The 26,747-nt window shown below is 59.1% G+C and carries 24 protein-coding genes; 13 read left to right on the top strand and 11 right to left on the bottom strand.

Annotated features, from left to right (window positions below):
* Positions 1–56 precede the first annotated feature (56 nt).
* Positions 57–1,388 (bottom strand): MFS transporter, encoded by a 1,332-nt coding sequence (locus ACM6IT_RS11010; protein ID WP_056722811.1) that lies wholly within the window; start codon positions 1,386–1,388, stop codon positions 57–59.
* A gap of 460 nt (positions 1,389–1,848) precedes the next feature.
* Between ACM6IT_RS11010 and ACM6IT_RS11005 the strand changes: the two genes are divergently transcribed.
* From ACM6IT_RS11005 to ACM6IT_RS10970, 8 genes are all read left to right on the top strand, one after another.
* Positions 1,849–2,721, top strand: coding sequence for a GNAT family N-acetyltransferase (locus ACM6IT_RS11005; protein WP_414917985.1), 873 nt, complete (start codon positions 1,849–1,851; stop codon positions 2,719–2,721).
* Positions 2,721–3,614: a polysaccharide deacetylase family protein gene (locus tag ACM6IT_RS11000; RefSeq protein WP_414917984.1), complete on the top strand. Its 894-nt coding sequence runs from the start codon at positions 2,721–2,723 to the stop codon at positions 3,612–3,614. Before ACM6IT_RS11005 ends, ACM6IT_RS11000 begins: the two co-directional genes overlap by 1 nt.
* A 161-nt stretch (positions 3,615–3,775) precedes the next feature.
* The gene (locus ACM6IT_RS10995) at positions 3,776–4,330 is read left to right on the top strand and encodes a YdeI/OmpD-associated family protein (RefSeq protein WP_056722819.1); all 555 of its coding nucleotides are present in this window, start codon (positions 3,776–3,778) and stop codon (positions 4,328–4,330) included.
* A 282-nt stretch (positions 4,331–4,612) separates the two neighbouring features.
* A complete protein-coding gene (locus tag ACM6IT_RS10990) occupies positions 4,613–6,025 on the top strand; it encodes an NAD(P)/FAD-dependent oxidoreductase (protein ID WP_414917983.1) in 1,413 nt (470 codons plus the stop codon).
* Between the two features lie 16 nt (positions 6,026–6,041).
* A complete protein-coding gene (locus ACM6IT_RS10985) occupies positions 6,042–7,001 on the top strand; it encodes an alpha/beta fold hydrolase (RefSeq protein ID WP_414917982.1) in 960 nt (319 codons plus the stop codon).
* Positions 7,002–7,147: 146 nt separating this feature from the next.
* A complete protein-coding gene (locus tag ACM6IT_RS10980; protein WP_414917981.1) occupies positions 7,148–8,575 on the top strand; it encodes a GGDEF domain-containing protein in 1,428 nt (475 codons plus the stop codon).
* Between the two features lie 85 nt (positions 8,576–8,660).
* Positions 8,661–9,239 carry an S-(hydroxymethyl)glutathione synthase gene (gene gfa / locus ACM6IT_RS10975; RefSeq protein WP_056722828.1) on the top strand — a complete coding sequence of 193 codons (579 nt, stop codon included), beginning with the start codon at positions 8,661–8,663 and terminating at the stop codon, positions 9,237–9,239.
* 289 nt (positions 9,240–9,528) lie between these two features.
* The gene (locus ACM6IT_RS10970; protein WP_056722830.1) at positions 9,529–9,717 is read left to right on the top strand and encodes a ribbon-helix-helix domain-containing protein; all 189 of its coding nucleotides are present in this window, start codon (positions 9,529–9,531) and stop codon (positions 9,715–9,717) included.
* Between the two features lie 21 nt (positions 9,718–9,738).
* On the opposite strand, the gene ACM6IT_RS10965 is transcribed toward ACM6IT_RS10970, so the two are convergent.
* Positions 9,739–11,400 (bottom strand): SulP family inorganic anion transporter, encoded by a 1,662-nt coding sequence (locus ACM6IT_RS10965; protein ID WP_414917980.1) that lies wholly within the window; start codon positions 11,398–11,400, stop codon positions 9,739–9,741.
* A gap of 175 nt (positions 11,401–11,575) precedes the next feature.
* Between ACM6IT_RS10965 and ACM6IT_RS10960 the strand changes: the two genes are divergently transcribed.
* On the top strand, positions 11,576–11,806 hold the full coding sequence (locus ACM6IT_RS10960) for a hypothetical protein (protein ID WP_056723133.1): 231 nt from the start codon (positions 11,576–11,578) through the stop codon (positions 11,804–11,806).
* A gap of 463 nt (positions 11,807–12,269) precedes the next feature.
* Here the strand turns inward: ACM6IT_RS10960 and ACM6IT_RS10955 are convergent, their stop codons facing one another.
* Positions 12,270–13,034, bottom strand: coding sequence for a tetratricopeptide repeat protein (locus ACM6IT_RS10955; RefSeq protein ID WP_414917979.1), 765 nt, complete (start codon positions 13,032–13,034; stop codon positions 12,270–12,272).
* Between the two features lie 335 nt (positions 13,035–13,369).
* Between ACM6IT_RS10955 and ACM6IT_RS10950 the strand changes: the two genes are divergently transcribed.
* Positions 13,370–13,696 (top strand): AzlD domain-containing protein, encoded by a 327-nt coding sequence (locus ACM6IT_RS10950; protein WP_056722846.1) that lies wholly within the window; start codon positions 13,370–13,372, stop codon positions 13,694–13,696.
* An 83-nt stretch (positions 13,697–13,779) separates the two neighbouring features.
* A complete protein-coding gene (locus ACM6IT_RS10945; RefSeq protein ID WP_414917978.1) occupies positions 13,780–15,639 on the top strand; it encodes an ABC transporter ATP-binding protein in 1,860 nt (619 codons plus the stop codon).
* A gap of 212 nt (positions 15,640–15,851) precedes the next feature.
* Here the strand turns inward: ACM6IT_RS10945 and ACM6IT_RS10940 are convergent, their stop codons facing one another.
* Entirely contained in the window at positions 15,852–17,189 is a 1,338-nt protein-coding gene (locus ACM6IT_RS10940; protein WP_414917977.1) for a Wzz/FepE/Etk N-terminal domain-containing protein, read from the bottom strand.
* A gap of 276 nt (positions 17,190–17,465) precedes the next feature.
* Between ACM6IT_RS10940 and ACM6IT_RS10935 the strand changes: the two genes are divergently transcribed.
* Together ACM6IT_RS10935 and ACM6IT_RS10930 are read left to right on the top strand one after the other, a co-directional pair.
* Positions 17,466–17,864 (top strand): hypothetical protein, encoded by a 399-nt coding sequence (locus ACM6IT_RS10935; RefSeq protein ID WP_414917976.1) that lies wholly within the window; start codon positions 17,466–17,468, stop codon positions 17,862–17,864.
* A 198-nt stretch (positions 17,865–18,062) separates the two neighbouring features.
* Entirely contained in the window at positions 18,063–19,235 is a 1,173-nt protein-coding gene (locus ACM6IT_RS10930) for a DUF1624 domain-containing protein (RefSeq protein ID WP_414917975.1), read from the top strand.
* 68 nt (positions 19,236–19,303) lie between these two features.
* On the opposite strand, the gene ACM6IT_RS10925 is transcribed toward ACM6IT_RS10930, so the two are convergent.
* The 7 genes from ACM6IT_RS10925 to ACM6IT_RS10895 all read right to left on the bottom strand — a co-directional run bounded on the left by ACM6IT_RS10925 (position 19,304) and on the right by ACM6IT_RS10895 (position 26,648).
* Positions 19,304–20,677, bottom strand: coding sequence for an LLM class flavin-dependent oxidoreductase (locus ACM6IT_RS10925; protein ID WP_414917974.1), 1,374 nt, complete (start codon positions 20,675–20,677; stop codon positions 19,304–19,306).
* A 34-nt stretch (positions 20,678–20,711) separates the two neighbouring features.
* Positions 20,712–21,557: an amino acid ABC transporter permease gene (locus tag ACM6IT_RS10920; RefSeq protein WP_414913249.1), complete on the bottom strand. Its 846-nt coding sequence runs from the start codon at positions 21,555–21,557 to the stop codon at positions 20,712–20,714.
* Positions 21,554–22,375, bottom strand: coding sequence for an ABC transporter substrate-binding protein (locus ACM6IT_RS10915; RefSeq protein ID WP_414917973.1), 822 nt, complete (start codon positions 22,373–22,375; stop codon positions 21,554–21,556). Before ACM6IT_RS10915 ends, ACM6IT_RS10920 begins: the two co-directional genes overlap by 4 nt.
* Before the next feature lie 189 nt (positions 22,376–22,564).
* Positions 22,565–23,533, bottom strand: a complete 969-nt coding sequence (locus tag ACM6IT_RS10910) for a DHH family phosphoesterase (protein ID WP_414917972.1) — start codon at positions 23,531–23,533, stop codon at positions 22,565–22,567.
* A gap of 12 nt (positions 23,534–23,545) precedes the next feature.
* Positions 23,546–24,334, bottom strand: a complete 789-nt coding sequence (locus tag ACM6IT_RS10905; protein WP_223541640.1) for an SDR family oxidoreductase — start codon at positions 24,332–24,334, stop codon at positions 23,546–23,548.
* 32 nt (positions 24,335–24,366) lie between these two features.
* On the bottom strand, positions 24,367–25,536 hold the full coding sequence (locus ACM6IT_RS10900) for a sulfotransferase family protein (RefSeq protein ID WP_414917971.1): 1,170 nt from the start codon (positions 25,534–25,536) through the stop codon (positions 24,367–24,369).
* Positions 25,533–26,648 (bottom strand): DUF1214 domain-containing protein, encoded by a 1,116-nt coding sequence (locus ACM6IT_RS10895; protein ID WP_223541642.1) that lies wholly within the window; start codon positions 26,646–26,648, stop codon positions 25,533–25,535. Before ACM6IT_RS10895 ends, ACM6IT_RS10900 begins: the two co-directional genes overlap by 4 nt.
* Positions 26,649–26,747 lie beyond the last annotated feature (99 nt).

Genomic DNA, 26,747 nt, shown 5'->3' with positions numbered 1-26,747 from the left:
GTACAGTCGCCGCAAAAAACGGTGTTTGTGGCACAGGTCGGGATGTTAACGACGACTCACAGTTTCACCTCCAGCCCGAATTCGCTCATGGACTCAGGAACACTCTGCCCCTGAAGGCGGGCAATGTCTTTGTGGTAATGACACTTGGCATAAAAGAACACCGCCGCCGCGACGAGGCTGATCAATGGCACCAGTTGAAACGCGGCATGCAGACCGATGAGGTCCGACACCCGGCCGGTGATGAACGGCCCCGGCGCCAGCCCCAGCAGGTTGTTGGCCAGGGTCAGCGTGGCGAATGCCGTACCGTGCACCGAGTAATGGGTCAGGTTGGCAACCATCGCGCCACTGGGGCCTGTAGTGCCGGTAGCAATCAACATGCCCAGGCAGATCAGCAGCAGTTGCACCGGCCCTGCCTGCAAGGCAAAGGCCGTCGACAGCAACAGGCAACTGCCCAGGCAGAAGCCGATGGCCAGGCTGACCTTGCGCTCCGGTGAGTGCCGACACAGGCGGTCGCTGAGCATGCCGCACACAATCATCCCCACACCGCTGCACAACACGATGCCCGCCGCCATGCCACCGGCCTTGTCGGTGGGCATGTCGTAGTAGCGATTGAGGTAGCTGGGAATCCACACCATCACCGTACCGCCGACGAACAACTGCAAGCCGCTGCCGATGTAGGTCGACACCACCGAACGGCTGGACCACAGCGTGCGCAGCGGACGCTTGACCGCCACCGTTGCCTTGTTCGCCACTGGAGCGACACGTGATGGCGCAATGCGCGCTTCCTTGACGATCAGCGGATAAAGCATCGCCAGCACCAGGCCAAACAACGACATGCCGGCGAACGACCAGCGCCAGCCCAGCTTGGCCGCGATGGCGCCGCCCAGGGCCATCCCTAAGACAGCGCCGAACAATCCGCCGGCCATGAAGGCACTGGTCAGGGTGGCCCGCATGTGTTTGGGGAACACCGAAATCACCACGGCGATGCCGACGCTGCCGTAGGCAGCCTCACCGACACCGACCATGAATCGCGCGATGAACATCTGCTGGTAGTCCTGAGCCAGCGCGCAACCCAGGGTCGCCACGCTCCACAGCAACGCCATCAGCGCCAGGCTCTTGACCCGGCCGAAACGGTCGGCCAGCAACGACAGGGGAAACGTCAGCAGCCCCACCATCAGGGCAACGATGCCACTGAGCAGGCCGAGCTGTCCGTCGCTCAGCGCCCACTCGGTCTTGAGCAACGGGAACACCGCGTTCAGCACCTGACGCGACATGTAATCGGAAATCAACAGGCCGAACGTCAGTGCAAAAACGATCCAGGCATATTGGCGCGAAACGCTGACGCAACCAGCGTCGTCATCGTCGGCGACGATAGGATGAAAGGCCATGCAGCCTCCTCGAAGTCTTTATTTTATTGTTGTTATCAAGCGTGTAGCCGGACGGCGAGCGATAGTCTCTTCAAAGCCCGCACGGGAGTGCATCTACATGGCCAGGGTCATGTTGTTGCCCGGCAGAACGTTCTTGAGCAGGGGGTCGGCGGTCAGGATTGACCAATGCGCATTGCAGTGAGTGCATCCACTTTCTACCTCCATCTATTTTCAGTAGTCGGCTTGAAGGTAGCCCTCGGAGGGCGCCTTGCACTCAGCTTTTCAGGACACAATATTGTGATACTGGGACAAAAGACCGTTCAGTTTGGGCATGCTCGCGCTGTTTATCCGCGAAGAACCCGCCGATGCTCCGGGTCAAAGCGGTCGGTAGACAGGCCAATGGCAAACAGGTGGTGCCCTGCTACCCTCTTTTTTACCCGGGTCGGGCTTACCGTCAATAGCGACTGAGGAGAACTTCGCGGTGTCGAATCAGCTGGTCATACGCAACATGACCCGTCCCGAGCTGGACGAGCTCGTCGATTGGGCTGCCCGTGAGGGTTGGAATCCCGGCCTTCACGATGCCGAGCTGTTCTGGGCGACGGACCCTGCCGCCTTCATCGCGGCGTCCCGGGGCGGCGAATTGATCGGCGGCGGTGCCATCACCTCCTACAATGGCGAATTCGGCTTCATGGGTTTTTTCATCGTCCGGCCTGAATATCGCGGTCAAGGCCTGGGCGATACCCTCTGGCACGCACGCCGCGAGCGACTCCTCGCCCGACTGCGCCCAGGCGCGAGCATCGGCATGGACGGCGTCTTCGCGATGCAGGACTACTACGCCAAGGGTGGTTTCGTCTTCTCCCATCGCAACATGCGTTTTCGCGCCGATCTCACCGCCCGCCCGACGACTTCGCAGGTAGACGGCCAGGACATCGTCCCGTTGGCCTCCTTCCCGTTCGATCAGGTTGTCGATTACGACCGCACCTGTTTTCCCGCCGCGCGCGCAAGTTTCCTGAGCGGGTGGATAGCCCAGGCCGATGCGCTCGCCGTGGGTTGCCGGCGCGCGGGCAGGCTAAGCGGCTATGGCGTAGTAAGGCGCTGCCGGGAAGGCTACAAGATCGGCCCCTTGTTCGCCGATGACACCCTGGCAGCCAATGCCCTCTATGCGCGCCTGGCGGAATTTGCCGAGGGTGGCCCGCTGTTTCTCGATGCCCCGGAGAATAACCCCGCCGCGATGGCGCTCGTGCACCAACAGGGCATGCTCGAGGTTTTCGGCTGCGCACGCATGTACCTCGGCCCTCCTCCGGCGATCGCGCACGAACGTGTGTTCGGCGTCACGACCTTCGAGCTGGGCTGATGTCCGCTCGCGACCTCATCGGATATGGCGGCTGCCCGCCCCACCCGCGTTGGCCCGGTGAGGCGCGCGTCGCGGTCCAGTTCGTACTCAATATCGAAGAAGGCGCGGAGTCATGCCTCCTTAATGGCGATGCCCAGTCGGAGGCCTGGCTTCACGAGCTGCCGGGCCGCCCGCCACGTGTGGGGGAACCGGACTTGAGCGTCGAGGGCATGTACGAATACGGATCGCGCGCGGGGGTGTGGCGCATTCTGGAGCTGTTCAGCGCCCGCGGCCTGCCGCTGACCGCCTTCGCCGTCGGCCGGGCACTGGAACTCACCCCGGCCATTGGCCTGGCGCTTTGCGCTGCGGGGCATGAGATTGCCGGGCATGGCTACCGTTGGCTGGACTATCGCGACATGCCTGAAGACCAGGAGCGGCGCCATATTCGCCTCACTCTCGACGTGATCGAGCAGATCTGCGGTAAGCGCCCCGTGGGTTGGTACACAGGAAGGGTCAGCCAGAACACCCGCCGTCTGTTGCGTGAGGAAGGTGGGTTTCTCTATAGCTCGGACGCCTACAACGATGACCTGCCCTATTGGCTCCCAGGCTCGCCCGCCCACTTGGTGATTCCTTACACACTGGTCAACAACGACGCCCGCTATCTGCTGCCCAATGGTTTCGCCTGCGGTGAAGACTTCTTCCAGCTGCTCAAGGACGCTTTCGACCTGTTGTGGCAGGAGGGCGCGCAACACCCGAAGATGATGAGCATCGGCCTGCATGGGCGGATCAGTGGCCACCCAGGTCGTGCGATGGCGCTGGCGCGTTTTCTCGATTACGTGCAATGCCACGATGCGGTGTGGATCTGCCGACGCGAAGAGATTGCCAGGCACTGGATAGCCCGATTCCCCGCGTGAGTGGCAAGTGGTTCGCAACGGCCTGCATCACTGACCTGTCTTATCCCGAATGTGTCACATTGTGCCGTTACCGCTCGTCCCTGAACCTCGGAATCGGCACCTGTCTGTCGGCCTGGGTAACGACCGCAGCTGAGCTTGGCGTATTAGTTGGAGGAGTTGCAATGACAACAATCGATGTGAAATCCCGATTCGAAGCAAAGCTTCTTCGTCCGGCAAAGCCTGGTAACGATACGTCGTGGGCGTTCGTAGTACTGCCAAGAGACGCGAGTGAACAGCTTCCGAGGCGAGGAAGGACGACAGTTGAAGGCACAATCAATGGACAGCATTTCCAGGCAACCCTTGAGCCCGATGGTCAACTGAGCCATTGGCTGCAGGTAAGTAGAGCGTTACTCGAGGCCGCAGGCGCGGCCGTTGGGGATATCGTTACACTCGAGCTAACCCCTGTGAAGAAGGAACCCGAGCCTGACATCCCGGCAGATTTTCAGGAGGCACTGGCAGCCGCTCCCGAGGCTCGTAACGTTTGGAACAATACGACGACCATCGCACGAGTAGACTGGATTCACTGGATTACTTCAGCCAAGCAACTTAAGACGCGCGCAAAAAGAATTGGTGATGCCTGCGATATGCTTGCATCCGGCAAGAAGCAGGTTTGCTGTTTCGACCAGTCCGGCTACTACAGTAAGGCCTTCCGTGCGCCCGAGGCAGAAAGTTGTTAAATGGAACATTCCGTTAAATACACCTGACAATGCGTTCAAGTTGTTCACCGGGACGGTTTTCGGGGCGTCCGTCTACCGCGCGGTCATTGACTACCGGTTAACTGAAATCCAGGCCGCATGGCTGAAGTTTCTTCGCGCATGCCGACTTGAGTATGGACATTCAGGCTGCAGCCATTAATTCCATTGGTTATGTGGGTGAGGAGCATTCGTTCTATTGCGCGCGGCATGGGTGGCTAATCTTCGGAGGTTAAGGAGGGGCAGCCTCCGGGAAGGTGCAACCTTATGGACGCAAATCCTATCGAAACCGACTACCTGGTCATCGGGGCTGGCGCGACGGCCATGGCCTTCGTCGATACGCTGCTCAAGGAAACGAATGCACGCATCGTGATGGTGGATCGACACGGTCGACCTGGCGGGCACTGGAATGATGCCTACCCCTTTGTCCGATTGCACCAGCCCTCGGCCTTCTATGGCGTCAACTCACGGGAACTGGGCAGCGGAACGAAAGACACGACGGCACTGAACGAGGGCTTGTATGAGCTAGCCTCCGGCGCCGAGGTGGTGAGCTACTTCGATCAGGTGATGAACCAGCAGTTTCTGCCGTCAGGTCGGGTCCGTTACTTCCCCATGTGCGACTACACCGGCGACCGCATTGACGACCACCGGTTTACCTCCCTCGTTAGCGGCGTAAGCCATCAGGTGCGGGTGTGCAAAAAAGTGGTGGACGCCACCCATGCCCAGACGGCGGTGCCCTCGACCCACCCGCCCAGATACACGGTGGAGTCCGGCGTGCAATGCGTGCCACTGAACGACCTGCCGAAGATCCGGCACCCACACACTGGCTACGTCGTGGTGGGATCGGGCAAGACCGGGATCGACGCCTGCCTGTGGTGCCTGCAAAACGGTGTTGCGCCCGAAAAAATCTGCTGGATCATGCCGAACGATCCGTGGTTGATCGACCGGGCCAACCTGCAACCCGGCCTCGACGGCTTCGAACGAACAATCGGCGGCCTCACGGCACAGTTCGAGGCCATCGCCGCCGCGGACTCGATCCCGGACCTGTTCTCCAGGCTTGAGGCGGCGGGCCAGCTCCTGCGCCTGGACAAGTCCGTCGAACCCACTGCTTACCGCTGCGCCACCGTCACACAGGCGGAACTGCGTGAGCTGCGACGCATCGACAACATTGTGCGCCTGGGGCGGGTGCGAGTGATCGAGCCAACGCGCATTGTGCTCGAGCAGGGAAGCATCGCCACGAGCCCAGGCGTTCTGCACATTGATTGCAGCGCCAGCGCCATTCCGTCACTGCCTGAAATGCAGGTGTTCGACGGCGGCAAGATCAACCTGTTGATGGTAAGCACCTGCCAACCGTTGTTCAGCGCGGCCTTGATCGCTTATGTGGAAAGCCACCTGGAGGATCAAACGCAAATGAACGCGTTTTGCACAATGGTCCCCCCGCCTCACCTCCCCACGGACTGGATCAGAATGTGGGCGGTCAACCTGGGTAACCAACTACGCTGGGGAGAGCATGAAGGCCTGGCCCGCTGGGTCAGGCAGTCGCGTTTGTACTTCATGACGGCGGTGGTCAGGGGCATGCAAGAGGCCGACACCGAGAAACTGGCGCAGCTGCATCGGCTCTCTGTCAGCAAGCAGCAGGCTCTGGCGAATCTGCCGCGGTTACTGGAGGCCATCGCTTGAATAGCAGGAAGCGCACATGAACGAGCCACACCTCGAACTGCTCGACATCAATGGCATCCGCATGCAGGTCGCCATCCAGGGCTCCGGTCCGTTGGTCTTGCTGTGCCACGGATTCCCGGAGCTGTGGTACTCGTGGCGCAACCAGCTTGCTGCGCTGGCGGCCGCCGGCTACAGAGCGGTAGCGCCCGACATGCGCGGCTATGGCGGCACGGATGCGCCAGCCGAACCCGACGCCTACACCACGCTCCACCTGGTAGGCGACATGGTCGAGTTGGTCAATGCACTCGGCGAACAGCAAGCAGTGATCGTTGGCCATGACTGGGGCGCGCAGGTGGCCTGGAGCGCAGCATTGATGCGACCCGATCTGTTCCGCGCCGTGGTCGGCATGAGTGTTCCCTTCTCGCCACCGGGGCGCGTGGAGCTCCTCAGTGCTCTTGTCTCACGGGGTATCAGCGACTTCTACATCCAGTATTTCCAGACGCCGGGTGTGGCCGAGGCCGAGCTGGAAAGGGACGTCGAGTCGTCGATCCGGCGCATCTACTTCAGTGGCTCGGGTGACGGGCCCGATTGGCCGGTTTTCGGCAGGCTGCAGCCAGGCCAGGGCTTCCTGGGTGCGATGATCGAGCCCGAAACCCTGCCAGACTGGCTAAACCTCGAGGATATTGCCTACTACACCCGCGAATTCACCCGCAGTGGATTTCGCGGCGGCTTGAACTGGTACCGCAACATGACTCACTCATGGGCACTGCTGGCACCTTGGCGCGGTTGCATTATCCGGCAGCCGTCGATGTTCATTGCGGGCAGCCGCGACGGCGTGCTGAAGTTTCCGAGCTCCCCGCGGCAGATCGAAGCCTTCGCGCAGACACTGCCGGAACTGCGCGGGTGTCATATCCTCGAAGGTGCCGGCCACTGGATACAACAAGAGCGCGCGACAGAGGTCAATGAGCTGCTACTGGACTTCCTGAAAAAACTCTGATCAGAAGGTTGAATTTTTATCCATAATTGAAATGCCATAGACCGGTCCATCCCGTATTTGGGTATTGATGCGAGTGACCGTGGGCATGCAGGCGGCGCCAACACCGGACCGGTGTTGGCTGTATGGATTCAAGATTGGAGGGAACCATGAGCAATCTCATCGCCACCGACGAACCACCTGAAGCCGTTCGCCTCATGGTCAGGGTTTACGCCTACTTGCTGCTCGCAGGATTTGCGTTTGTTCCGGCCTATCTGATTGGCTACTTATACTTTTTCCAGGACCCCACGCTTTTATTCGAGAATCACCTGTTCCATATAGTTGCGATCACGACAGCCACCTTGGCAGGCTTGTTTGTTACCTACGTAACGTGGCGCTGCTATCAGTCATCGGGAGATCCGCTGCTGCGATGGATGACGCTTGGATTTCTCGGCTTTGTACTGATCTACGCGTTGCACGGTGCGCTCACCGAACAAGCACACCACAATATCTGGCTCTTCCTGCTTTATGGACCAGCCTCTCGACTGGTCATGTCGATTCTGCTGTTAGTCGCAATGCTGTCGTACCACCGCCCACCTGATACCGCGGACCAACGAATGAAGGCCCGCCCGTGGTTGACCTGGATAGGACTGTTCCTGGTGGTTGACGGGGCAGTGGCGTACGTCGCGAATTCGCCGATCGCCAGCGATCTCGCGGTGCGCCTCTCGATGGAGGGTGGTGCCCTCGTTCTTTCCACATTGACCGTGACAATACTCGTACTGCGCCGTATCCGTTCGCCGCTGATGACAATTTTCATCATCTCGGTCACCGCGTTCGCGCTGTCCTCTCTTGCCTTCATCCTTGCACGTCCGTGGAACCATATGTGGTGGCTCGCCCACGCGATCTTCGCCGGTGGATTCTTCATGCTGAGCTATGGGGTAGTGCAAGCGTTCCTCACCACTCGGTCGTTTTCGAAGATTTACAGCCAGGAGGAGTTGATGGTGCGTCTTGCCGAGGCGATGGCGTATACCGAGAGCGCCCTGCAGGAGCTCCAGCGCACCAATCAAAAGCTCGGGCACCTTGCGGCGACCGATCCACTGACAGGCGCTGATAATCGGCGTCGGTTCATGGAGCGGGTCGAAGCCGAAATTGGCCGGACCAAACGCGGCGGTGCGCCGTTCTCCGTGTTGGCACTCGATCTGGATAATTTCAAGTCCATCAACGATCGCTTCGGGCATCAGGTTGGCGATGACATCCTGAAGAGTTTCGTGGAGAAATGCCTCGATTCGATCCGGCCGTATGACGGTGTAGCCCGAGTGGGCGGGGAAGAATTCATGATACTGCTACCTCAGACTTCACTTGAAGGCGCGCACGAAATCGCTGAGCGTCTGCGAAACACCGTTGCAAACAGTTCCTTTCATGGCCTGCAGCGGTCAACCGTGGTTACAGTGAGCATCGGCGTATCGCAATCCGGTCGCGATGGCGACACCATCGAGGCAATTCTGCGTATAGCCGATCAACGCCTGTATCACGCTAAACACGAAGGCCGTAACCGAGTGGTCACTACCTTCAAAACCAGCCTGCAACCTCTGCCCTGACCATCGTCTCGAAGTCGCTGAACTACCGGTCTGAGGTACGGCCCCAGGCAATTTTGTCCGCCCCCCCTGAAACGGAGACGCCAGCATGAGCACCTTGCAACTTCACCCCGCACTGGACAACGGTATCCAACCCGCCGCCGCGAATTTCACAGGTGGCACCCTGCAATGCCTGTGTGCGACCGACAAGGTCGAGGTCAAGATCGACGCACAAACTCTGTATAACCACGCGTGCGGATGCAGCAAATGCTGGAAACCACAAAACGCGACATTCGCCGTCATCGCGGTGGTGCCTCGAGATAAGGTCAGCGTCATTGCCCACAGCGAAAAACTGGCAATTGTCGACGAAACCGCCACCATCCAGCGCCACGCCTGCAAGCAGTGTCACGCTCATCTCTTTGGGCGCATCGAGAACAAGGACCATGCGTTTTATGGCCTGGACTTCGTCCACACCGAACTTTCGCCACAGAGCGGATGGGCGGCGCCGGGATTCGCGGCGTTCGTGTCCTCCATCATCGAAACCGGCACACCGCCAGCGCAAATGAAGGCTATTCGCGAGCGCCTGCGCTCGATCGGCCTGGAACCCTATGACTGCCTGTCCCCGGATTTGATGGACGCACTGGCGACTCATGTTGCCAAACAGAAAGGCCTGCTCCCCTCCGCCTGATTGATCGGTTGCCGCGGTTTCTTTTTCGGACCGCGGCCATATCCGGTCGCTCGTGACTAGCCACAGTCCACCCGTTGCAGGCAGTCGGCTAGCCTGGAATAAATTTGCTCCCTTGCTTGCGGATGGGGATTATCCACGCTGAGTCGAAGCAGATCCGACTCATCACCCACCGTGAGAGCCAAATCTTTTCGTGTGAGTAAAGTCGAAGTAACGAGCAGCACAGTGACAGCACCGGACAAGGCAATTACAATTTGATTAACATCTAGCGACTTGAGCGATTGAATACCCCATGGAAAGCAAGACTGCGCGCCTCACTGTGCTCATTGATCCCGTCAAGAAAAAAGCCTTCGAGAAACTCTGTGCAGCACAAGACCTGACGCCTTCTCAGGTGGTCCGTCAACTGATTCGTGACTACCTGGACACCCACGGTGCCACCTATTCAACCAAAAGTAAGCATGCCGCCAGTACCAAGTCATAACCTGACACGGGCAGCAAGCCTCTAAAGGATCGACGGACCCTCTGCGAGGCTGACCGCTTTAGCCAGCGCGGTGTTGAAGTCGGCGTGGTAATGCTCCGTGCCGATTTCTTGCAAGATACCCACCCTATCGAGCTTGTTGAGCACCTTCGTGTTCGCTTCGCAGAGTTTCACCACGATATTGCGCTTGTGCAGTTGCTGAATGACCTCCTCCAGCACCTGCAAGCCAGTGATATCCATGAACGGTACACGCTTCAAGCGAATAATCAGCAGACGTGGATCGGTATGGGTCTGTGCCAAGACTCGCTCGAAGGTCTCAGCCGCGCCAAAGAACAATGGCCCTTCAATCGTATAAATCAATGTGCCTGCCGGCAGGCGAGTGTGCCCATTGGCCCTCAACTCTTCTTCAAGCTCGTGCTCGACTACCTGTTGTACCTCAACAGATGAGGCCATGCGGCGCATGAAGTGCAGCATCGCAAGGATGACGCCGATATTCACAGCGATCACCAAGTCACTGAACACTGTGAGACTGAAAGTGATGAGCAGAATAGCTACGTCTGCGCGAGGGGCCCGCTGGACCATGCGTTTGAAGTGCTTCAACTCGCTCATGTTGTACGCGACCACGAAAAGAATGGCGGCCAGAGCGCACAGTGGAATGTTTGAGGCCAGAGGTGCCAGAAACAGAATAATAAGCACCAACGTGACCGCGTGCGTAATGCCGGCCAGCGGGCTCGTGCCGCCGTTACGGATATTGGTTGCAGTACGGGCAATCGCTCCGGTAGCTGCGAAACCGCCAAACAATGGCGTGACCAGATTAGCCACTCCCTGACCGATCAGCTCCTGATTGGAATCATGCTTAGTGCCCGCCATGCCATCGGCCACCATCGCCGACAGCAGTGATTCGATCGCTCCAAGCATGGCGATAGTGAACGCCGGACCGATCAAATCGATGACGCGAGACAGCGTGATTTCAGGCAGGCTCAACGCTGGAAGGCCTTGAGGTATGCCACCAAATGCGCTGCCAATCGTGGCTACCCCCTCGAAATGAAAGGTTGACTGTATCGCTGTAGCTACCGCCATTGCGACTAATGGGCCAGGTACCCGTTTGAGTCCGGGCATTTTGGACGCGGTGATGACCAGGAAAAGACTAAGTACCGCCAGCAGGGTCGTGGCCCAATGAAGATCAGGGAGCGCCTGGAGCAAATGCCAGAGCTTTTCATGGAAATGCTCTCCACTGATCCTCGGTAAACCGAAAAAGTCTTTCCACTGTCCGACCCAGATGATCACGCCGATGCCTGCGGTGAATCCGACGATCACCGGATCGGGGATAAACTTGATGATTGCACCGAGCCGGGTCATCCCCAGCAATAACAACATGGCACCTGCCATCATCGTGGCGATTTGCAGACCGTCAACACCATGCTCGGCCGTGACTCCCGCCAGAATCACGATGAACGCGCCTGTCGGCCCGGCAATCTGCAAGCGGCTTCCCCCAAAGAGCGAAACCAGCAGGCCACCGATGATTGCGGTGTAGATGCCTTGCTCAGGTTTGACGCCAGATGCAATGGCAAACGCCATTGCCAGAGGGAGCGCCACGACCCCGACGATCACGCCAGACACCATATTGCGCAGCCAATGCTCTCGCCCCAACAACCCCGCCTTCCATGCCTCAACTATCGCAATCATGGCTAGCTCCTCAGTGGATGCATGTGCATAATATTAACATACAGTGATAATTGAAATGCCCTTGATCCACTGCTTCGGGCGGCTGGAAATGTTTATAGAGAAAGTTCAGATGGAGCTGGGCGGGCATGCACTGCAAATAGAGAATCTTGAGAGCGCGTGTAGCGTGGTGACTGACATGAATCGTAAAGCTGTGAAATGCAAACACGCCGAAGGCGTGACCTTTGACACCCATGTGATCGCAAACCCGACCAACCCCAAGGAGTGGATCGTGTTTTTCAAGAAGGACGCCGGGAGAAGTTATTTCTTGGTAGATGACAACGAGGAAGTCGAGTCTTTCGGGCATCTGGATGACCTGATCGCAGAGCTTCGAGACTTGGGCCTCAAGACCGCTGAAATCCACTTTTAACCCTTGGATCGCGCCTTGGAGACATGATCATGTCAGTGAAAATCGAGTACCTATCCAGTCAAAGAGAAGCTCTTTGGTCTGTATGTTTTGGCATCAGACGAGTTCAGTTTCGGCATGAAAAAAGTGCTCACGACTTTGCTGCCAAGCTCAAGGAGAGAATCGAGGCTCCGCATGTTTACCCTCAACGTGATCCGCCAGCGAAAAATCATAGTTGATCGGTACAGGCAGATTGAACATCGCCCTGCATATCTACCTGCTTGTTCTACATAACGGATCCGATTGAACTCGTGAGCTCCGGCAAAAAAGGCCGAGTAGCTCAATCACCGGTCAATGGGCCTTGATCCAATTGGTGACGATCGGTCAGTCCGCATTTGATACCGTTCTCGGCAGGTAGCTTTATCCCGATCACAGTCGTTTGCAGCCCCTCGCGACGCCCCCCTAGCCAGAAGTGGACACTCAGAACTCAGCCGCGCACCAGATAGGCTCCTGACGGAACCCGATGTCGCAGCTTCTTGCATTTGCCGGGTGCAGGCTGATGCCCCGGCGGACGATCAGGAAACCAGATTCGGCATTTGCCCGGAGGCGGCATATGGTCGCGCGGGATCTCAACCTCAGCGTACGCCCGCCCCGGCTCGACATTAGCCATTTGTAATTTTCCTTCGGGCCCGGTTCTGCCAGCCATCGGCGCAGCCGGACCCCGATCTGCCTCTGCGCGAGCGAAGTTGCCAGCATCGTGCCCAGTGTCGGAAGTGGATTGCTCGGCAACGGCCATTTCCGCTTCGCGGCGCCTTTGGGCCTCCTCTTGCAGCCCCTTCTGTGCTGCGACCAGGTCCTCTTTGGCATTGGGTGGAATACCCGAAGCCTGGGCCTGCTGCGCCGCCTGGATCAATTGGAAGTTGCGGTTGCGTAACGCGACATTGCCACCAACCCGCATGTTCGAGCGCGCCGCCAGGGTTTCGGCCTGCTGGTACTGCCCCTGCTGAAGACGCAACACACCGAGGTAATGCAGGGTCGCGGGATTGTTCGGCTGGATATGCAGGGCACGCTCCAGCGTGGCAGCAGCCTGGTCCAGCTGGCCATTTTCATACTGTCGCGAGGCGGTTTCGATCAGGGTGGTTGATGCGCTGTTGCTTTGCGCGGGCGCTCTTCGCTCGGCGGCAACCGAACAAAGCGACGCGACGGCGCAGAACGCCAGGATGAGTCCCGACAGAAAACTCTTGGTTGGCATCAGGGGGGGGCGAACTCGACTGATCTCGGACGGCACTGAAGTAAAACAGGCCAAGGCGCTGCTCGGCATCTGCGATACGGGGCCCCAATTGACCTGGCCAGCACCCTGAAGTTCCCGCTGCAACAGCCACTGCAACCTGGACTTTACCGCCCGCAAACCCCATCGCGGATTTGTTCGCGATGAGGTCTGCAACCGCATAGCAACGTGCGTATGCCCTACAACCCTGGATTGGTAATGGCTTCGATAGGTGGAGTCTTTACAGGGTTATTGATCGAGAACATTCGTAGAAGCCCGTTGAACACTATGAGCTCTGACGGCGTCGAGAGGGAGACACGATGAGTGACCTGGCTTTGTGGGGGATGTTTCTGGCAGTAGGCGTGGGAACCTTTGTGATGCGCCTTTCGTTTGTCGAGCTCTATGGTCGATGGCGAATTCCCGACCTGCTGAGTCGAGCCCTGCTCTACGTACCGGCAAGTGTGCTGGCGGCGTTGGTACTCCCCGCCGTGGTGTATCCCAACGGGCACAGTGAATTCGTGCTCGGCAACCCGCAAATCCCCGCCGCCATTGTTGCTGCCTGGGTCGCGTGGAAGACTCGAAATACTGTCCTGACACTGGCGGCAGGCATGGCGGCGCTTTGGGCTTTCAAGTTGATCGGATCATGAAGCGCTGACCCGCCACTCCATATAACCCTCAAAGTAACCTTTAAATGGCAGAATCTCCTTACTTGATCGTTTCGGAGACCAGCATGCTTCGCGCATTTGAACAAAGACTCGACCCCTTCCCGCCCGACGAGATACCACCGCCACCCGAAGGCCTGACTCGGTTCCTTTGGGCGTGCACACGGGGCGCCCGCGGCTATATTCTTGCGTTTGCGCTGCTCAGTGCCGGCGTGTCGATCTACGAAGCCTGGCTGTTTTCCTTCCTCGGCCAGGTCGTGGACCTGCTCTCGACCTGGCAGGCCGGTGGTGATGCGGCTGCGCAGGAGAGTCGCGTGTTGTGGGGCATGGGCATCGTAATGCTTGCCAGCATCGGGCTGGTGGCGCTGCGAACCATGGTTCAGCACCAGATATTGGCGATCAATCTGCCGTTGCGGCTGCGTTGGGACTTCCACCGCCTGATGCTCCGGCAAAGCCTTTCGTTCTTTTCCGATGAGTTCTCCGGACGGGTCACCACCAAGGTGATGCAGACTGCGCTGGCCGTGCGCGACGTGCTGTTCACCCTTATCGAGATCGCACCCGGAATCGGGGTGTACTTCATCGCGATCATCGCACTGGCCGGCGGCTTCGCACTGAAATTGATGCTGCCCTTCGTTGCCTGGATCGTGTTGTTCGGGCTGGCCATGCTCTACTTCGTCCCCCGCTTGGGGAAAGTCGGACAGGAACAAGCCCATGCGCGGTCGTCGATGACCGGACGTATCTCAGACGCCTACACCAACATCACGACAGTGAAACTGTTCTCCCACTCCAATCGTGAAGCGCACTTCGCGCGCGCGGCCATGGAGGATTTCAAGCAGACCGGCTTCCGCCAGATGCGCCTGGTCAGCCAATTCGAGATCGTCAACCAAGCGTTGGTGGTGGCTTTGATCATGGCAGCAGGCGGTTATGCGCTTTGGCTGTGGCACCTGGGCGAAGTCGGCACAGGTGCCGTGGCGGCGATTACCGCCATGGCGTTGCGTATCAACGGCATGTCGCACTGGATCATGTGGCAGATGGCCTCGCTGTTCGAAGGCATCGGCACCGTACAGGATGGCATGGCAACCCTTACCCGCGGCCCAAAGGTGCAGGATGCGCCAGGCGCGGGAGTCCTGGTGACCTCCGGCGGAGCGGTAACCTTCGACAACGTGAGCTTCAACTACAATGGCGAACGCCAAGTGCTCGATGGCCTGAGCCTGAGCATTCGTCCTGGCGAAAAAATCGGCCTGGTGGGCCGCTCCGGCGCGGGCAAATCCACACTCATCAACTTGCTGCTGCGCTTCTATGACGTCGACAGCGGGCAGATTCGCATTGACGGGCAAGACATTGCGCACGTGACGCAAGACAGCCTGCGCAGCGCCATCGGCATGGTCACCCAGGATACTTCCCTGCTGCACCGTTCCATTGGCGACAACATCGCCTACGGTCGACCCGATGCAAGCGACGCACAAATCCGCAGTGCCGCGGCCAATGCCCAGGCCGATGAGTTCATCAGCCAACTGAGCGACCGGCAAGGGCACACCGGCTACGACACCTTGGTGGGCGAGCGCGGCATCAAGCTTTCGGGCGGCCAGCGCCAGCGCGTCGCCATAGCCCGAGTGATGCTCAAGAACGCCCCGATCCTGCTACTTGACGAAGCGACCAGCGCGCTGGATTCGGAAGTCGAAGTGGCCATTCAGGAAAGCCTCGATGAAATGATGGAGGGAAAAACCGTAATCGCCATCGCCCATCGGTTGTCCACGATTGCGGCAATGGATCGACTTATTGTCATGGACGATGGACGCATCATCGAACAGGGCACCCACACCGAGTTGCTCGCCAGGAACGGCATCTATGCGCGGCTGTGGCACCATCAGAGTGGCGGGTTCCTGGGTGAAGATCGAGGGGTGACCGAGGCTATGGATCAGGTATGAGCGTGAACGGCCGGGGATGATCTCCAAGCGGCAGCTTTGTGTTGTGGATTCAACCGGTCGATGCAAAACAACTGAATTCCGTGCAAGCAGAAGGAGTGTTGCAGATCATTGAGCAGCTGCGACAGACTCACACGACATCACAATGCTTTCACCGCCAAGCCCGAGAGAGCCGCCGCATAACTTCGGAGTTATGCGACATGACTCCTTAATGCTTATTGTATGGTTGATTGCCCTATAAGTACTTTTCCGGTACTCAACTCGTAATGGCTGGCAGAGCGGTTAAGTACTATGCCGCGTATCAGTGCGACGAATATGCCGAGCACACCGCCCCCGAATATCCCGAGAATCAGAATCAGCAACTTATTGGGCTTGATCGGTTGGTTTGGCTTGATAGCCTGCTGATCAACCTTTACCAAAACCAGTTCACTCAGATCGCGATTGATATGTTCCAGCCGTGTTTTTTCTGCCCTCATATCAACCAGCGTATTGAGGAATAGATCGTCGTTTTTACGCGATTTAAGTCGTTCAATCTGCCGATTTTGATCCAGAAGCTGAAGCTCTTTTTTGATCTCGGAGATCCGAGGGCTGGCATGGTCATCAGACTTTCGTGCCAACAGGGCATTTCGCTCGGCACCAAGAGCTTCAGTACCCATGAAGTGCAGCGGGAACTGCTCGTTGAAAACTTCCGCACGAAAAACATTGCCCTGATTTACGCCGTTACCTTGCCCCATCGCCGTAGGGGTAGTCGGCTTCACGATCCCCAACTCACGAGCTATGTGAATGGACTCGTTCAGCTGGGTGATACGACTTTCCCGACGGTCGCGCAGCTCTGTACGAACTGCACGCAACTCATCCTGCAGCTGCGCGCGCTTGAGAACGTCACTTTCACTGATTTTAGCAATCGTTGAGTCCTTATCGGCCTCATAACTAGCGCGGGCAATGCCCATCTTGCGTTCCAGGGTGTTGAGACTGTTATCAATCACACTGTTCAAGTCGTCCTGAATCTGCTTGCGCTCGCTGTTGATGGCTTCTTGCACGATCCCATTAAGAATGAGATGACCTTCGACGGTTTCCGGATAAGTGATTTCCAGTCCGACGAATGTTGTAAGGTTGTCGCCACCCTTGGTACTTGGCTGAATAACCCTGAACGCTTCGCTGTTGAAGCGTTCGAAGGCCTGTTTCAAGTCGCCTGAGTCAATACCGGAGAATTGTTCTTGGTGCTTATCGAAGTAGGATTTATGCACTTCATAGGAGTTAAGTGCAGCACCTACGCGCCTGAGTGATTCCTCGGGATTGAGGGTGTAAACCCCAGTCTGATTGAGTGCGTCAAGGTCTTTAATAGACGGAGGACGAAGAAATGTCTTCGTCCGGTATTGAGGCGTCGCTGTAAAAGCGTAGACCGCTGCCATCGCTGTGACTGCCAAGGCTATGCCTGCGATTAGATACTTTTGACGCCACAGGGTGGTGAATAACTCAACCAAATCAATTGCTTGGGTATTGAACGAAACCGGGATGGGGCGGGATGGCGGTAGCGACTCTGCGTGACTCATACAAGCTCCATTGCACAATTTACTCGATTAAAACGGAACTATTCTACACACCCGCTGTCGCGCTCGAGCATTTATTTGCGCTCAATAACTTTCGAGGATTAATGCCTGGATCCCGCACCCTTATGCCGTTGGCTATTTAAACAGCGCCCCCCTAGAACTTTTTCCTGTTTATCGGTCTATGTGGATAGGCACATCCACTCGCCAGACGAGAACCCGCAGGATTCCCGCAGCCGGATGGCCACACGCCCAGAAATCAATCAGAGGTTGTCTTCGCTCATGAAATTCCATGACCCACGGATGGTGCTCTTCGGCCTGTTTGCGTTCGCGGCAGTGGGCTCGGCATCAGCCACACAGATGAAGACCTCAACCCCTGTTTTGGCACCTGAATTCGCGGCAGTTCAGGTTCCCGTCCAGGCTGCTGGCAACCCTTGGCCGACCTTGGCCAGCATGTCCGACAAGCAGGCAGGGCCGTTGCTTGCCCATGACGACCGATACTGGCATGACGGCCGTTGGCACTCTCGTAGAGACGATTGGCGCCGGGACGACTGGCATCGAGAAAACTGGCGTAGAGAACAAGCTCGCCGGGAAGCCGAACGCCGCCGTGATTGGGAGCGCCACCAGGATCGGGCCATGCGGTACCGTTACGAGGACGATCGCCGCTACTATCGTCGCTAATGCGACGCCCCGCAGGCTAAAAACGTCGATGAGGTACGAGCGATGCGCTTTCGCCCTCCTCGACGTGACGATGACACCGATTTAGCCACCCCATGCGAATGTCCACGAAGCAGGCAAACATGTTATGTTATAACCAATATAAACATGAGCTGCCCGTTGTCACTGGCAGAGCCATCCACTCCCTGCTTGCGATATTCGATGACAACTTCTACCCATGTCCCGCCCATCACAGGCTTGAGCCAACGCCTGCTGTCCATTGATGCCCTGAGGGGATTGGTAATCCTCCTGATGCTGTTGGATCACGTGCGCGAAACGTTCTTTTTGCACCGTCAGGTAACAGACCCGATGGACATCGAATCCACTGAGCCGGCGCTATTTTTCAGCCGCACACTTGCCCATTTGTGTGCGCCGGTTTTCATACTGCTCACCGGGCTTTCCGCTTACCTGTATGGCCAAAAACACCAGGGCAAGGGCGATGTGTCAGCCTTTTTATTCAAGCGCGGCCTGTTCCTGGTGCTGCTTGAGTTCACCCTGGTGAATTTCGCCTGGACTTTTCAGTTCCCGCCTACGGCAATCTACATGCAAGTGATCTGGGCCATTGGCATCTGCATGATTGCCCTGGCCGGACTGGTTTGGTTACCCAGGCCCATGCTGTGCTGCCTGGGCCTGGTGATCGTGGCCGGGCACAACCTGCTGGATAATGTTCACTTCGCGGCAGGCTCGCCCATGCATATACCTTGGGCGATTCTGCATGATCGCGGCTGGATCGATTTCTCCGACAGCTTGCGTCTGCGCACCTCTTATCCGGTGCTTCCCTGGATCGGTGTGATTGCCCTTGGATACAGTATCGGCCCCTGGTTTGCCGGCCAGGTCTTGGCCGCGCAGCGTCAACGTAATCTGCTGCTTGCCGGGGCCGGGGCATTGATCGGATTTGTCGCGCTGCGAGCCATCAATGGTTATGGCGAGGCGCATTGGGTCGCCCATGAAGGCATCACGCAAACCCTCATGAGCTTCTTCAACATTACAAAATACCCACCTTCCCTGCTGTTTCTTTCACTGACGCTGGGAGTGGGGCTGTTACTGCTACGTGCCCTGGAACGGGCCCGACAACGCAAGTGGGTCAATGCATTGGCCGTCTTTGGTGCGGCGCCGATGTTCTTCTACTTGCTTCACCTTTACGCACTCAAGGCGCTGTATCTGGTCGGCGTGGCGCTGTTCGGATTGAACCAGGGAGTTTTTTTCGGTTTCGACAGCATTTGGGCTGTGTGGCTGACGGCGGTGCTCCTGGCTTTATCCCTGTATTTACCCGTGCGCTGGTTCACGGCATTGAAGGCACGCCGTCGCGATATCGGATGGCTCAAATACTTCTGAACAGGATATTTGCTCAATGAAGGGGTCCCTGGAGAGCCCCTTTTTCAAGATGTCCCGTCCTGAAACCCTTAATCAAAGCGGAATGAGGCGCCGTAGGCCGAATCCGGTAAATGGCTAGCGCCATCTTGCCGTAACCGCGAACGGAAAGTACCGCTCTGTGGCCGGGTGCGATACAAACCACGCTTTTGCAGTTCAGGAATGATCAGCTCAACGAAGTCCTCAAGGCTGCCCGGGCTGATCAGCGGGTTGAGCATGTAGCCGCTGGTGCCGGAAATACGGGCGTGCTCTTCGATGCGATCGGCCACTTGTTGCGGCGTTCCCACCAGAATCAGGTCACTGCCCCGGGTGACGTTGGCAAAGCGCTGTTTGACATCGCCGGCGGTCAAGGGCTTGCCACTGCCATCGGGACGCATCACATAGGAGGTCATGCCTTCGGTGTGAGTGGACAACGCATCGCTGTCCGCGTAGCGGCTGATGTCGATACCGGTGTCCCCGGCATAACTCACCAGTTGCGCCTGCAAGTGATAGTTGCTTTGCAGCTCGTCATATTTGCGCTGGGCTTCGATCTCGGTCCTGGCGGTGACGATGCGCAGCACCGTCAGCGACTTCACATCCTCGGCGTGACGCCCCCGTGCCCTGGCCTGCGTCCATATATCTTCCAGTCCCTGGCGAATCTCCAGCGGGTTGGACTTGGCGATGAAAATCAGTTCGGCGTGCTTGGCCGCAAACTCGCGACCACGGCCTGACCAACCGGCCTGGATCAGCAAAGGTGTACGTTGCGGTGACGGGGACGTCAAATGCGGCCCGGCCACCCGGTAATGCTCGCCAACATGGTTGATCGGTCGCACGCGATCGCCCCTGGCATAGACCTGGCGAGACTTGTCGGCCACCACGGCATCGGTTGCCCAACTGCCCTCCCAGAGCTTGTAGACCACATCGAGAAATTCATCCGCGCGCTCATAGCGATCATCGTGCCTGATCATCTGCTCCAGGCCGAAGTTGCGAGCGGCGCTGGTCAGGTAGGAGGTGACGATGTTCCACCCGACCCGGCCATTGGTCAGGTGATCCAGTGTGCTGAAGCGCCGGGCATGGGTGAAAGGATGCTCGTAACTGGTAGTGACAGTGACGCCGAAGGCGAGGTTTTCCGTCACGGCGGCCAATGCCGGGATGATCATCAACGGATCGTTGGCCGGTGCTTCCACCGCCCACTTCATGGCCGCGTCGGCATTGCCGCCAAACACATCGTAGAAGCCCAGCACATCACCAAAGAACAGCATGTCGAGATGAGCCTGGTCGGCGATGCGTGCCAGATTCGACCAGTAGCCCAGGGAATTGATGGTCAGTCGTTCGTCAGCCGGGTGCGTCCAGAGGCTCGGCGCGCCGCCACAGCCAACACTGGCTTGCTCGTATAACGCAAACAACAGAGGTTTCGGATCGGACATCGTAGTACCTGTAAAAAATCATTAATCGGACGGGTCAGCGCTGATGCTTGAAACCCTTGCCGTAGTGGCGTTCAAGACGGTTCTGAATCAACTCCAGCCCAATGGACAGGAGCCAATAGATAACGGCTGCGGTGGTGAGCATTTCGATGTAGCGGTAGGACGAGCGACCGTACGACTGCGCCAGGAACATCACTTCCCAGACCCCCATCACCGATATCAACGAAGAGTCCTTGAGCATTGAAATGAACTGACTGGTTGTCGGGGGAATGATCGTGCGCATGGCTTGCGGCAGGACGACGTGCAGGAATGTTGCCGCCGGCTTCAGCCCCAGGGCCATCGCCGCTTCGCGCTGCCCGGGTGCGACAGCCATGATGCCGGCACGAAAAATCTCGCTGAGGTAGGCACCATAATTGAGCGACAGCGCAATGATCCCCGCGCTGATGGCGCCCGGAACCACACCCAACTGCGGCAGCCCCAGGTAGATCAGCAGGATCTGGATCAGCAGCGGAGTACCGCGAAAAAAGGACGCATAGAAACTGGCAATGCCGAAAGCCACTGCACTGCGAGACAGGCGTGCCAGTGCCGTCACGAAGCCAAGGAGCAATGAAAGCCAGATCGAGCAGAAGCACAGGAACAGTGTCAGTGCGGCGCCCTGCAAGAAACCGTCAGGCCCCAAATGCAGGCCGACCAGGTTGGGCAGCTTCTGCACAATGATCGAGAACTTCAGATCGAAGCTCATGAAAAACATGACGCACAGGGCAAACAGCACTGCCCAGGTCAAATACAGGCGAGTGCGAAAACCAGGTAGCGGGCTGAAACGACGCGTCTGGGTCTCGGGGGCGACAGTCGCCTTGGCCGGGTGTGGATTGAGGGCTGTCATTGGCTGATATCGGCACCGATCCACTTCTGTGAAATCTTGCTTAATGTGCCGTCGGCCTTGAGCTGGGTGACGACCTCAGTGACTTTGGCATTCCATTGCGGATCGCCCTTTTCGATCGCTACCACGTTGGGTTCCGCATACAGCGTGTCGCCGGCAATTTTGAAGCGAGGATCCTGGGCGATGCGTTCGCGAGCGGTGATGAGGTTGGTGACCATGGCATCCAGGCGCACGCCCGTACCCAGGGCCAGATCCTGGAAGGCTACCGTTTCGTTGTCGTACGGCGCGACCTGGACGCTTTCGAATGGATAGCTCAACGGCTTGTCCTCGGCGCCCTCGATCACCAGGTCCTTGTTCAGATAGGCTTCATAGGTCGACGCACTGATCACACCGACTTTTTTACCTGACAGATCCTTGCCCGTGGCAATGTTCTTGTCTTTGGCATTCACCACGATCACGGCCGGGGACTGGTAATACTCGACCGGGAAGTCGAACACTTCGGCCCGTGCCTTGCTCGGGGTCATCGAGCAGACGCAGATGTCATAGCGTCCGTTCCAGTGTCCGGCAGCGATGACATCCCAGGACGGTGTCTGCAGCTTGAGCTTCACCCCTAACCGTTGCGCAATGGCCTTGGCGACATCCACGTCAAACCCGTCCAGTTGGTTCTGTTCATTGAGAAAGGAAAATGGCGGATAGCTTTCCATCAGAACGCCGGTCAGCTCCCCGCTGCCGGTTACGCGATCCAGGGTGGCGCCCGCGAACGCCGTCGAGCAGGTAGCCAGTAATGCCAAGCCAAAAGGTAAAAGCGCCTTAGTGTTCACAGACAAGTGCTCCAATCGATTCAAAATACTGAATAGATTAAAACGCACTATAAAAATACTTTGTACTTCATTTATGGAATATAAGACTGCGTTCAAGCTATATTGGATCGAGCGGTTCAGGCGCTTGTATCGCTGACCCTTGGTGGCAAGCAACACCCCGACCGATCCGCTCGGGGCGTTGCTCTTTCTTCAGCGATAGCAATCGAGCAGGCGTGCGGCGACTTCCTTCAATTGCGCGTCGGCCAGACGGTTGATCCCGGCAGCACGCTTGCGCCCTCCCCCCGTTGGAAACTGCCGGCAGAAGGCATCCGCCGCCAGCCCGGCCTCTTCCGGTACCCGCAGGCTGAACGCCCAGTCACCGTCCGCCCTGGCGCTGAGCAAGCCGATCGCCTTGCGCGGTGCACCGGCCGCCAGCTGGTTGGCCAACACGCCACTGACCCTTCGCGCCCAGGGTTGCTCGGGCAGGCGATACAGCCGCGCGCCCCGGCCTTCGTGCCAGGGTTCAAGGCCTGCGGCAGCAGCCATGTCGGCGGCGTGGCCGATGCGCAGGGTGGTGAAGCTTGTGCTGTGGCGGATGAAATCCAGCGGGTCGTGGTAAGGCAGCAGCTCGGCGGCCAGCGCCAGCGGCTCGAAGTGCAGGTCCGACAGACTGTCGCCATAGGCGTTGTAGTTGAGCAGCAGGCCTAGCTCCTCCAGGGCCTGCAACTCATCGTTGGCCAGGCCATGCTGCTTCGCCAGCGCCCGCGCCGGCCCGGCCAGGCCGTCACCAAAGGCGGCGGCCACCGCCCAACGGTGATGACGCCCGTCCAGGTAGGTGTTGACCAGCAGGCTGGTGCACACCTGGGCGACCGTGTCGATGAAGGACTCAAATGCCGGGTGCCGAGGCAGTTCGCCGGCAAAGTGGTGGTCGAAGTAGCGTACCCGGACGCCGGCGTCGAGCAGGCGCCGGGTGGCCTCGCGGTTCTGCTCGTGGGCCACGTCCAGCACCGTGACCCGCTCGCCGGGTCCGGCCTGGACTCGGCGCAACAGTTCGATGTCGCGCTTGACCCCGCTGACCAGGTGCACCTGCGGACCCAGTTCTCCCGCCAGGCGCAACTGCTGCAGGGCGCACAGACCGTCGGCATCGCCGTTGAAGGCGCAGTGATCGATTGTGTTCATCTGCCGTCCTCCTCAGTGCATGACTTCGCCGCCGTTGGCATCGAGCTGCGCGCCATTGATCGCACTGGCGTAGTCCGATGCCAGAAACAACGCAGCGCGGGCGCACTCCTCATCGCTGCGCATGCGACCGCCAGGGATGCCGGCACTGAACTCGGCGCGCACCTGTTCTTCGCTGACACCCCGGGCGGCAGCCGTTTGTCGTACCAGGGCCTGCACCGGCTCGCCCCACATCCAGCCACAGGCCAGGGCGTTGACCCGCAGACCATGGGCCGCCTGCTCACTGGCCAGGTAGCGCACGCTGGCCGCCAGGGCGCTTTTCGACGCGGCATAGGCCGCCCCACCCTGATACGGCTTGCGCACCCCCAGGGTGTTGATCATCACAATCGCCCCCGCACCCTGCGCGCGCATGGGCGCCAGCACCGCGCGGCTCATGTTCAGCGAGCCCAGCAGGTTGACCTCCAGCGCCTCGCGAAGCGGGTCGTTGTCTGCCTCGTCCACCGCCTGGAATCCGCCATGGGAAAAGGCGCTGTTGATCAACGCATCGATACGGCCGAATTGCTCGAGGGTGGCTTCGGCGAAACGCTTGCAGGCCTGCACATCGGTGATGTCGGTGGCCACGCACAGCACTTGGCAATGCCCGGCGACCGCCTTGATGCGTTGTTGTGCCTCAAGCAGGCGGCCCCTGTCGCGGGCGCCGATGGCCACGGCCCGCGCCCCTTCCCGCGCGGCCTCCAGGGCCAGTTTGATACCCAGCCCGGGGCCGATGCCCGAAACCATCACGACTTTGTCTTTAAGCAGCATGGGATGAATCCTCTTATTGTTTTGGGACAGGCTCAGGCTTGCAGATGCCGGGCGCGGTACTCGGCGTAGTCACGTTGCAGCAACGTGTCGCTGAGGCCGAACTGGTCAGGACTGTAGTGATGGGCAGCGCGTTTTTCCCGGCCGTTGGCGGACAACCATTGGTCCATGGCCGCCCGGACCTTTGGCGTGCATTCAAGGCCGGCGAAGCGATAGATGCGTTCGACCACTGCCTGGGGCGCGGCCAGGGTGTCTTCGAACTGCACATCGAGAAAGCGCTCGGCCGGCATGCGTTCGCGCACCGCCATGGCATGGCGCAAGGCCCGCGCCATGCGCCGGTTCCACTGCTCGCCGACGGCGAGGGCATCGGCCTGGTCGCTGTACAGCTGCCACAGGGTATGGATGAAGCTGGCCAGCGAGGGAATGGTCCTGGCCGGTTCGCGATGAGTGAGCACCACCTGCGCCCCGGGGAACACGTCGAACAACAACTCCAGGGTATGCAGGTGCTGCGGGCTCTTGAGCAACCAGCGCCGGCCGGGGGCGATGCCACGGCGTGCCTGCTGCCATTGCAGGAACTGCAAGGTGCGCTTGAGGTAACGGTAGACTTGGGTCTGGTCCTGACGGTCGAGCCAGGCGGTGTAGCTGGGGACGTTGACGTAGGAGTCCATGGCGCAGAGGAACGAGTGCTCCATCAACATGAACTCTTCGTCGGGCTGCTCGGCGTCCAGTGGGTGGATGGCCAGCAACTGCGGAAGGAACTCGATCATCGCCGCCACTTCAGCGCGCGCCAGGCCCAGGCGCTGCAACGGTTGCTCCAGGGTCTCCCCGCTCAGTGGTGCCGGGTAGCGGGTTTCCCACCACTGTGCCTTGCTGAACTGCGGGTCCACCGCCAGGGTGCGTTGCAGCAATGTGGTGCCGGTGCGTGGCAGGCCGACGATCACCAACGGATCGTTGATTTGCAGTTCGAGGATTTCCGGGAAGCGTCGACAATGGTCTTCGATCACCAGACGGTTCACCAGTTGCGCCAGCAGTTTCTCGCGCAACAGTGCACGCCCCCGGGACGACAACCGTGCTTCTTTTTCCAGAGCGTCAGCCAGCACCACCAGGCCCTGGCGAAAATCACCCGGGCCGAAATCCTCAAGGCCACCTGCGCGAGCGCTGGCTTCGGCCAGCAGCAGCTCCGGAGAAAAATCGTTGCCGCTCATAGTGCCAGCTCCTTGAGGTCATTGAGTTTGACCACGCGGGTGGTCGGGTGAACCGGTTGCGTGGCGCCGACCCAGCGCAGGCACAGGGTGCCGTGGGGATGGCCGGCGGTTTCCAGCCAGTTGGCCAGGCCCGGGTCACGGTGGCTGAGGACCATGCGCAGGCTGCCGTCCGCCGCAAGCTGTGCCGAGTGCTTGTTCAGGCAGATGCGGTGGTAGCGGTAGTCGAGCGACTCCATCCAGTAGTTGTTGATCTGCAGGTTCCAGAAGTCGCAGGCCGGCACCTGATCGACTTCGATCAATAGCGCTTCGTCGTCGGCCAGCGCCCAGCAGGAGTGGTAATAGAAGATGTTGGGGTCGCCGCCCACGGACTGGCACAGCGCCTGGTCGGCAGGCGGCAGCTGGTTGCTGTGCTGCTGGTAACCCTGGGCCCAGTCGGCGAACAAGCGCGCAGTGTTCTCGACGAAACTGCCGACCCGCTGCAGGCTTTGTTGCAGGCCCGCGGCATCCAGCGGCACGGGTGCCTGGCTGGCCTGCAGGCGCTCGATGCGCAGTTGCGCCGGTTGCTCGCTGCTGCGATCGAGAAAGGTCTGGCGCACGATCAGCGCATTGCTCTGCGGCTCAAGGGGCAGCCAGTTGCCGCTGGCCGGCGGGCGCTGGCTGAGGATGATTTCGAAATTGCCCTCGGCATCCAGTTGCAGTTGCCCGGCGTCGATAAAGCCGGTCTGGATCATCTTGCCGTCCGTCTCGTAACCGCCCTTCTGCGAACCGAAGCTCAGGTAGGCGACACTGCCGCGCTGGCCGCTGACCCGGTATTCGTGCTCGCCGTTCAGGCGCGCATAGCGGTACAGGTTGTCGGGGTTGTCGGCGCCGATCTTGGCGGTTTCATGGGAAGGGGTGATGAACCCGGGGAAGTCGGGGTCGGCGAATTCCAGGTGCATCTCCAGGGCGATGCGCAGCAAGCGGGTGAGGTAGCGAAAGCCTTCGGCGCGGGTCTGCTCGTCGGCCGGGGCTTCGGCACGCAGTATCTGTTCGCCGCTGCGGCGCAACTGCTCGCAAAACCGGGTCCAGGTCTCACCGCTGATGACCTCCTGTTGGGGGGTGTCTGTAGCCATGTCAGTCTCCTCTGCCGGCGGAGGGCCCGCCGCTGTAGACGACCTTAGGGAGAAGCGCGGCAACGGTTCTTCGTCCATGCGGACTAAACGCCCGATCTA

Source organism: Pseudomonas sp. IT-P4 (assembly GCF_949767755.1).
In the GTDB taxonomy this organism is placed as follows: Bacteria; Pseudomonadota; Gammaproteobacteria; order Pseudomonadales; family Pseudomonadaceae; genus Aquipseudomonas; species Aquipseudomonas monachiensis.
Note: the sequence above shows the minus strand (reverse complement) of the source record. Positions and strands in the feature narration are given on the sequence as shown.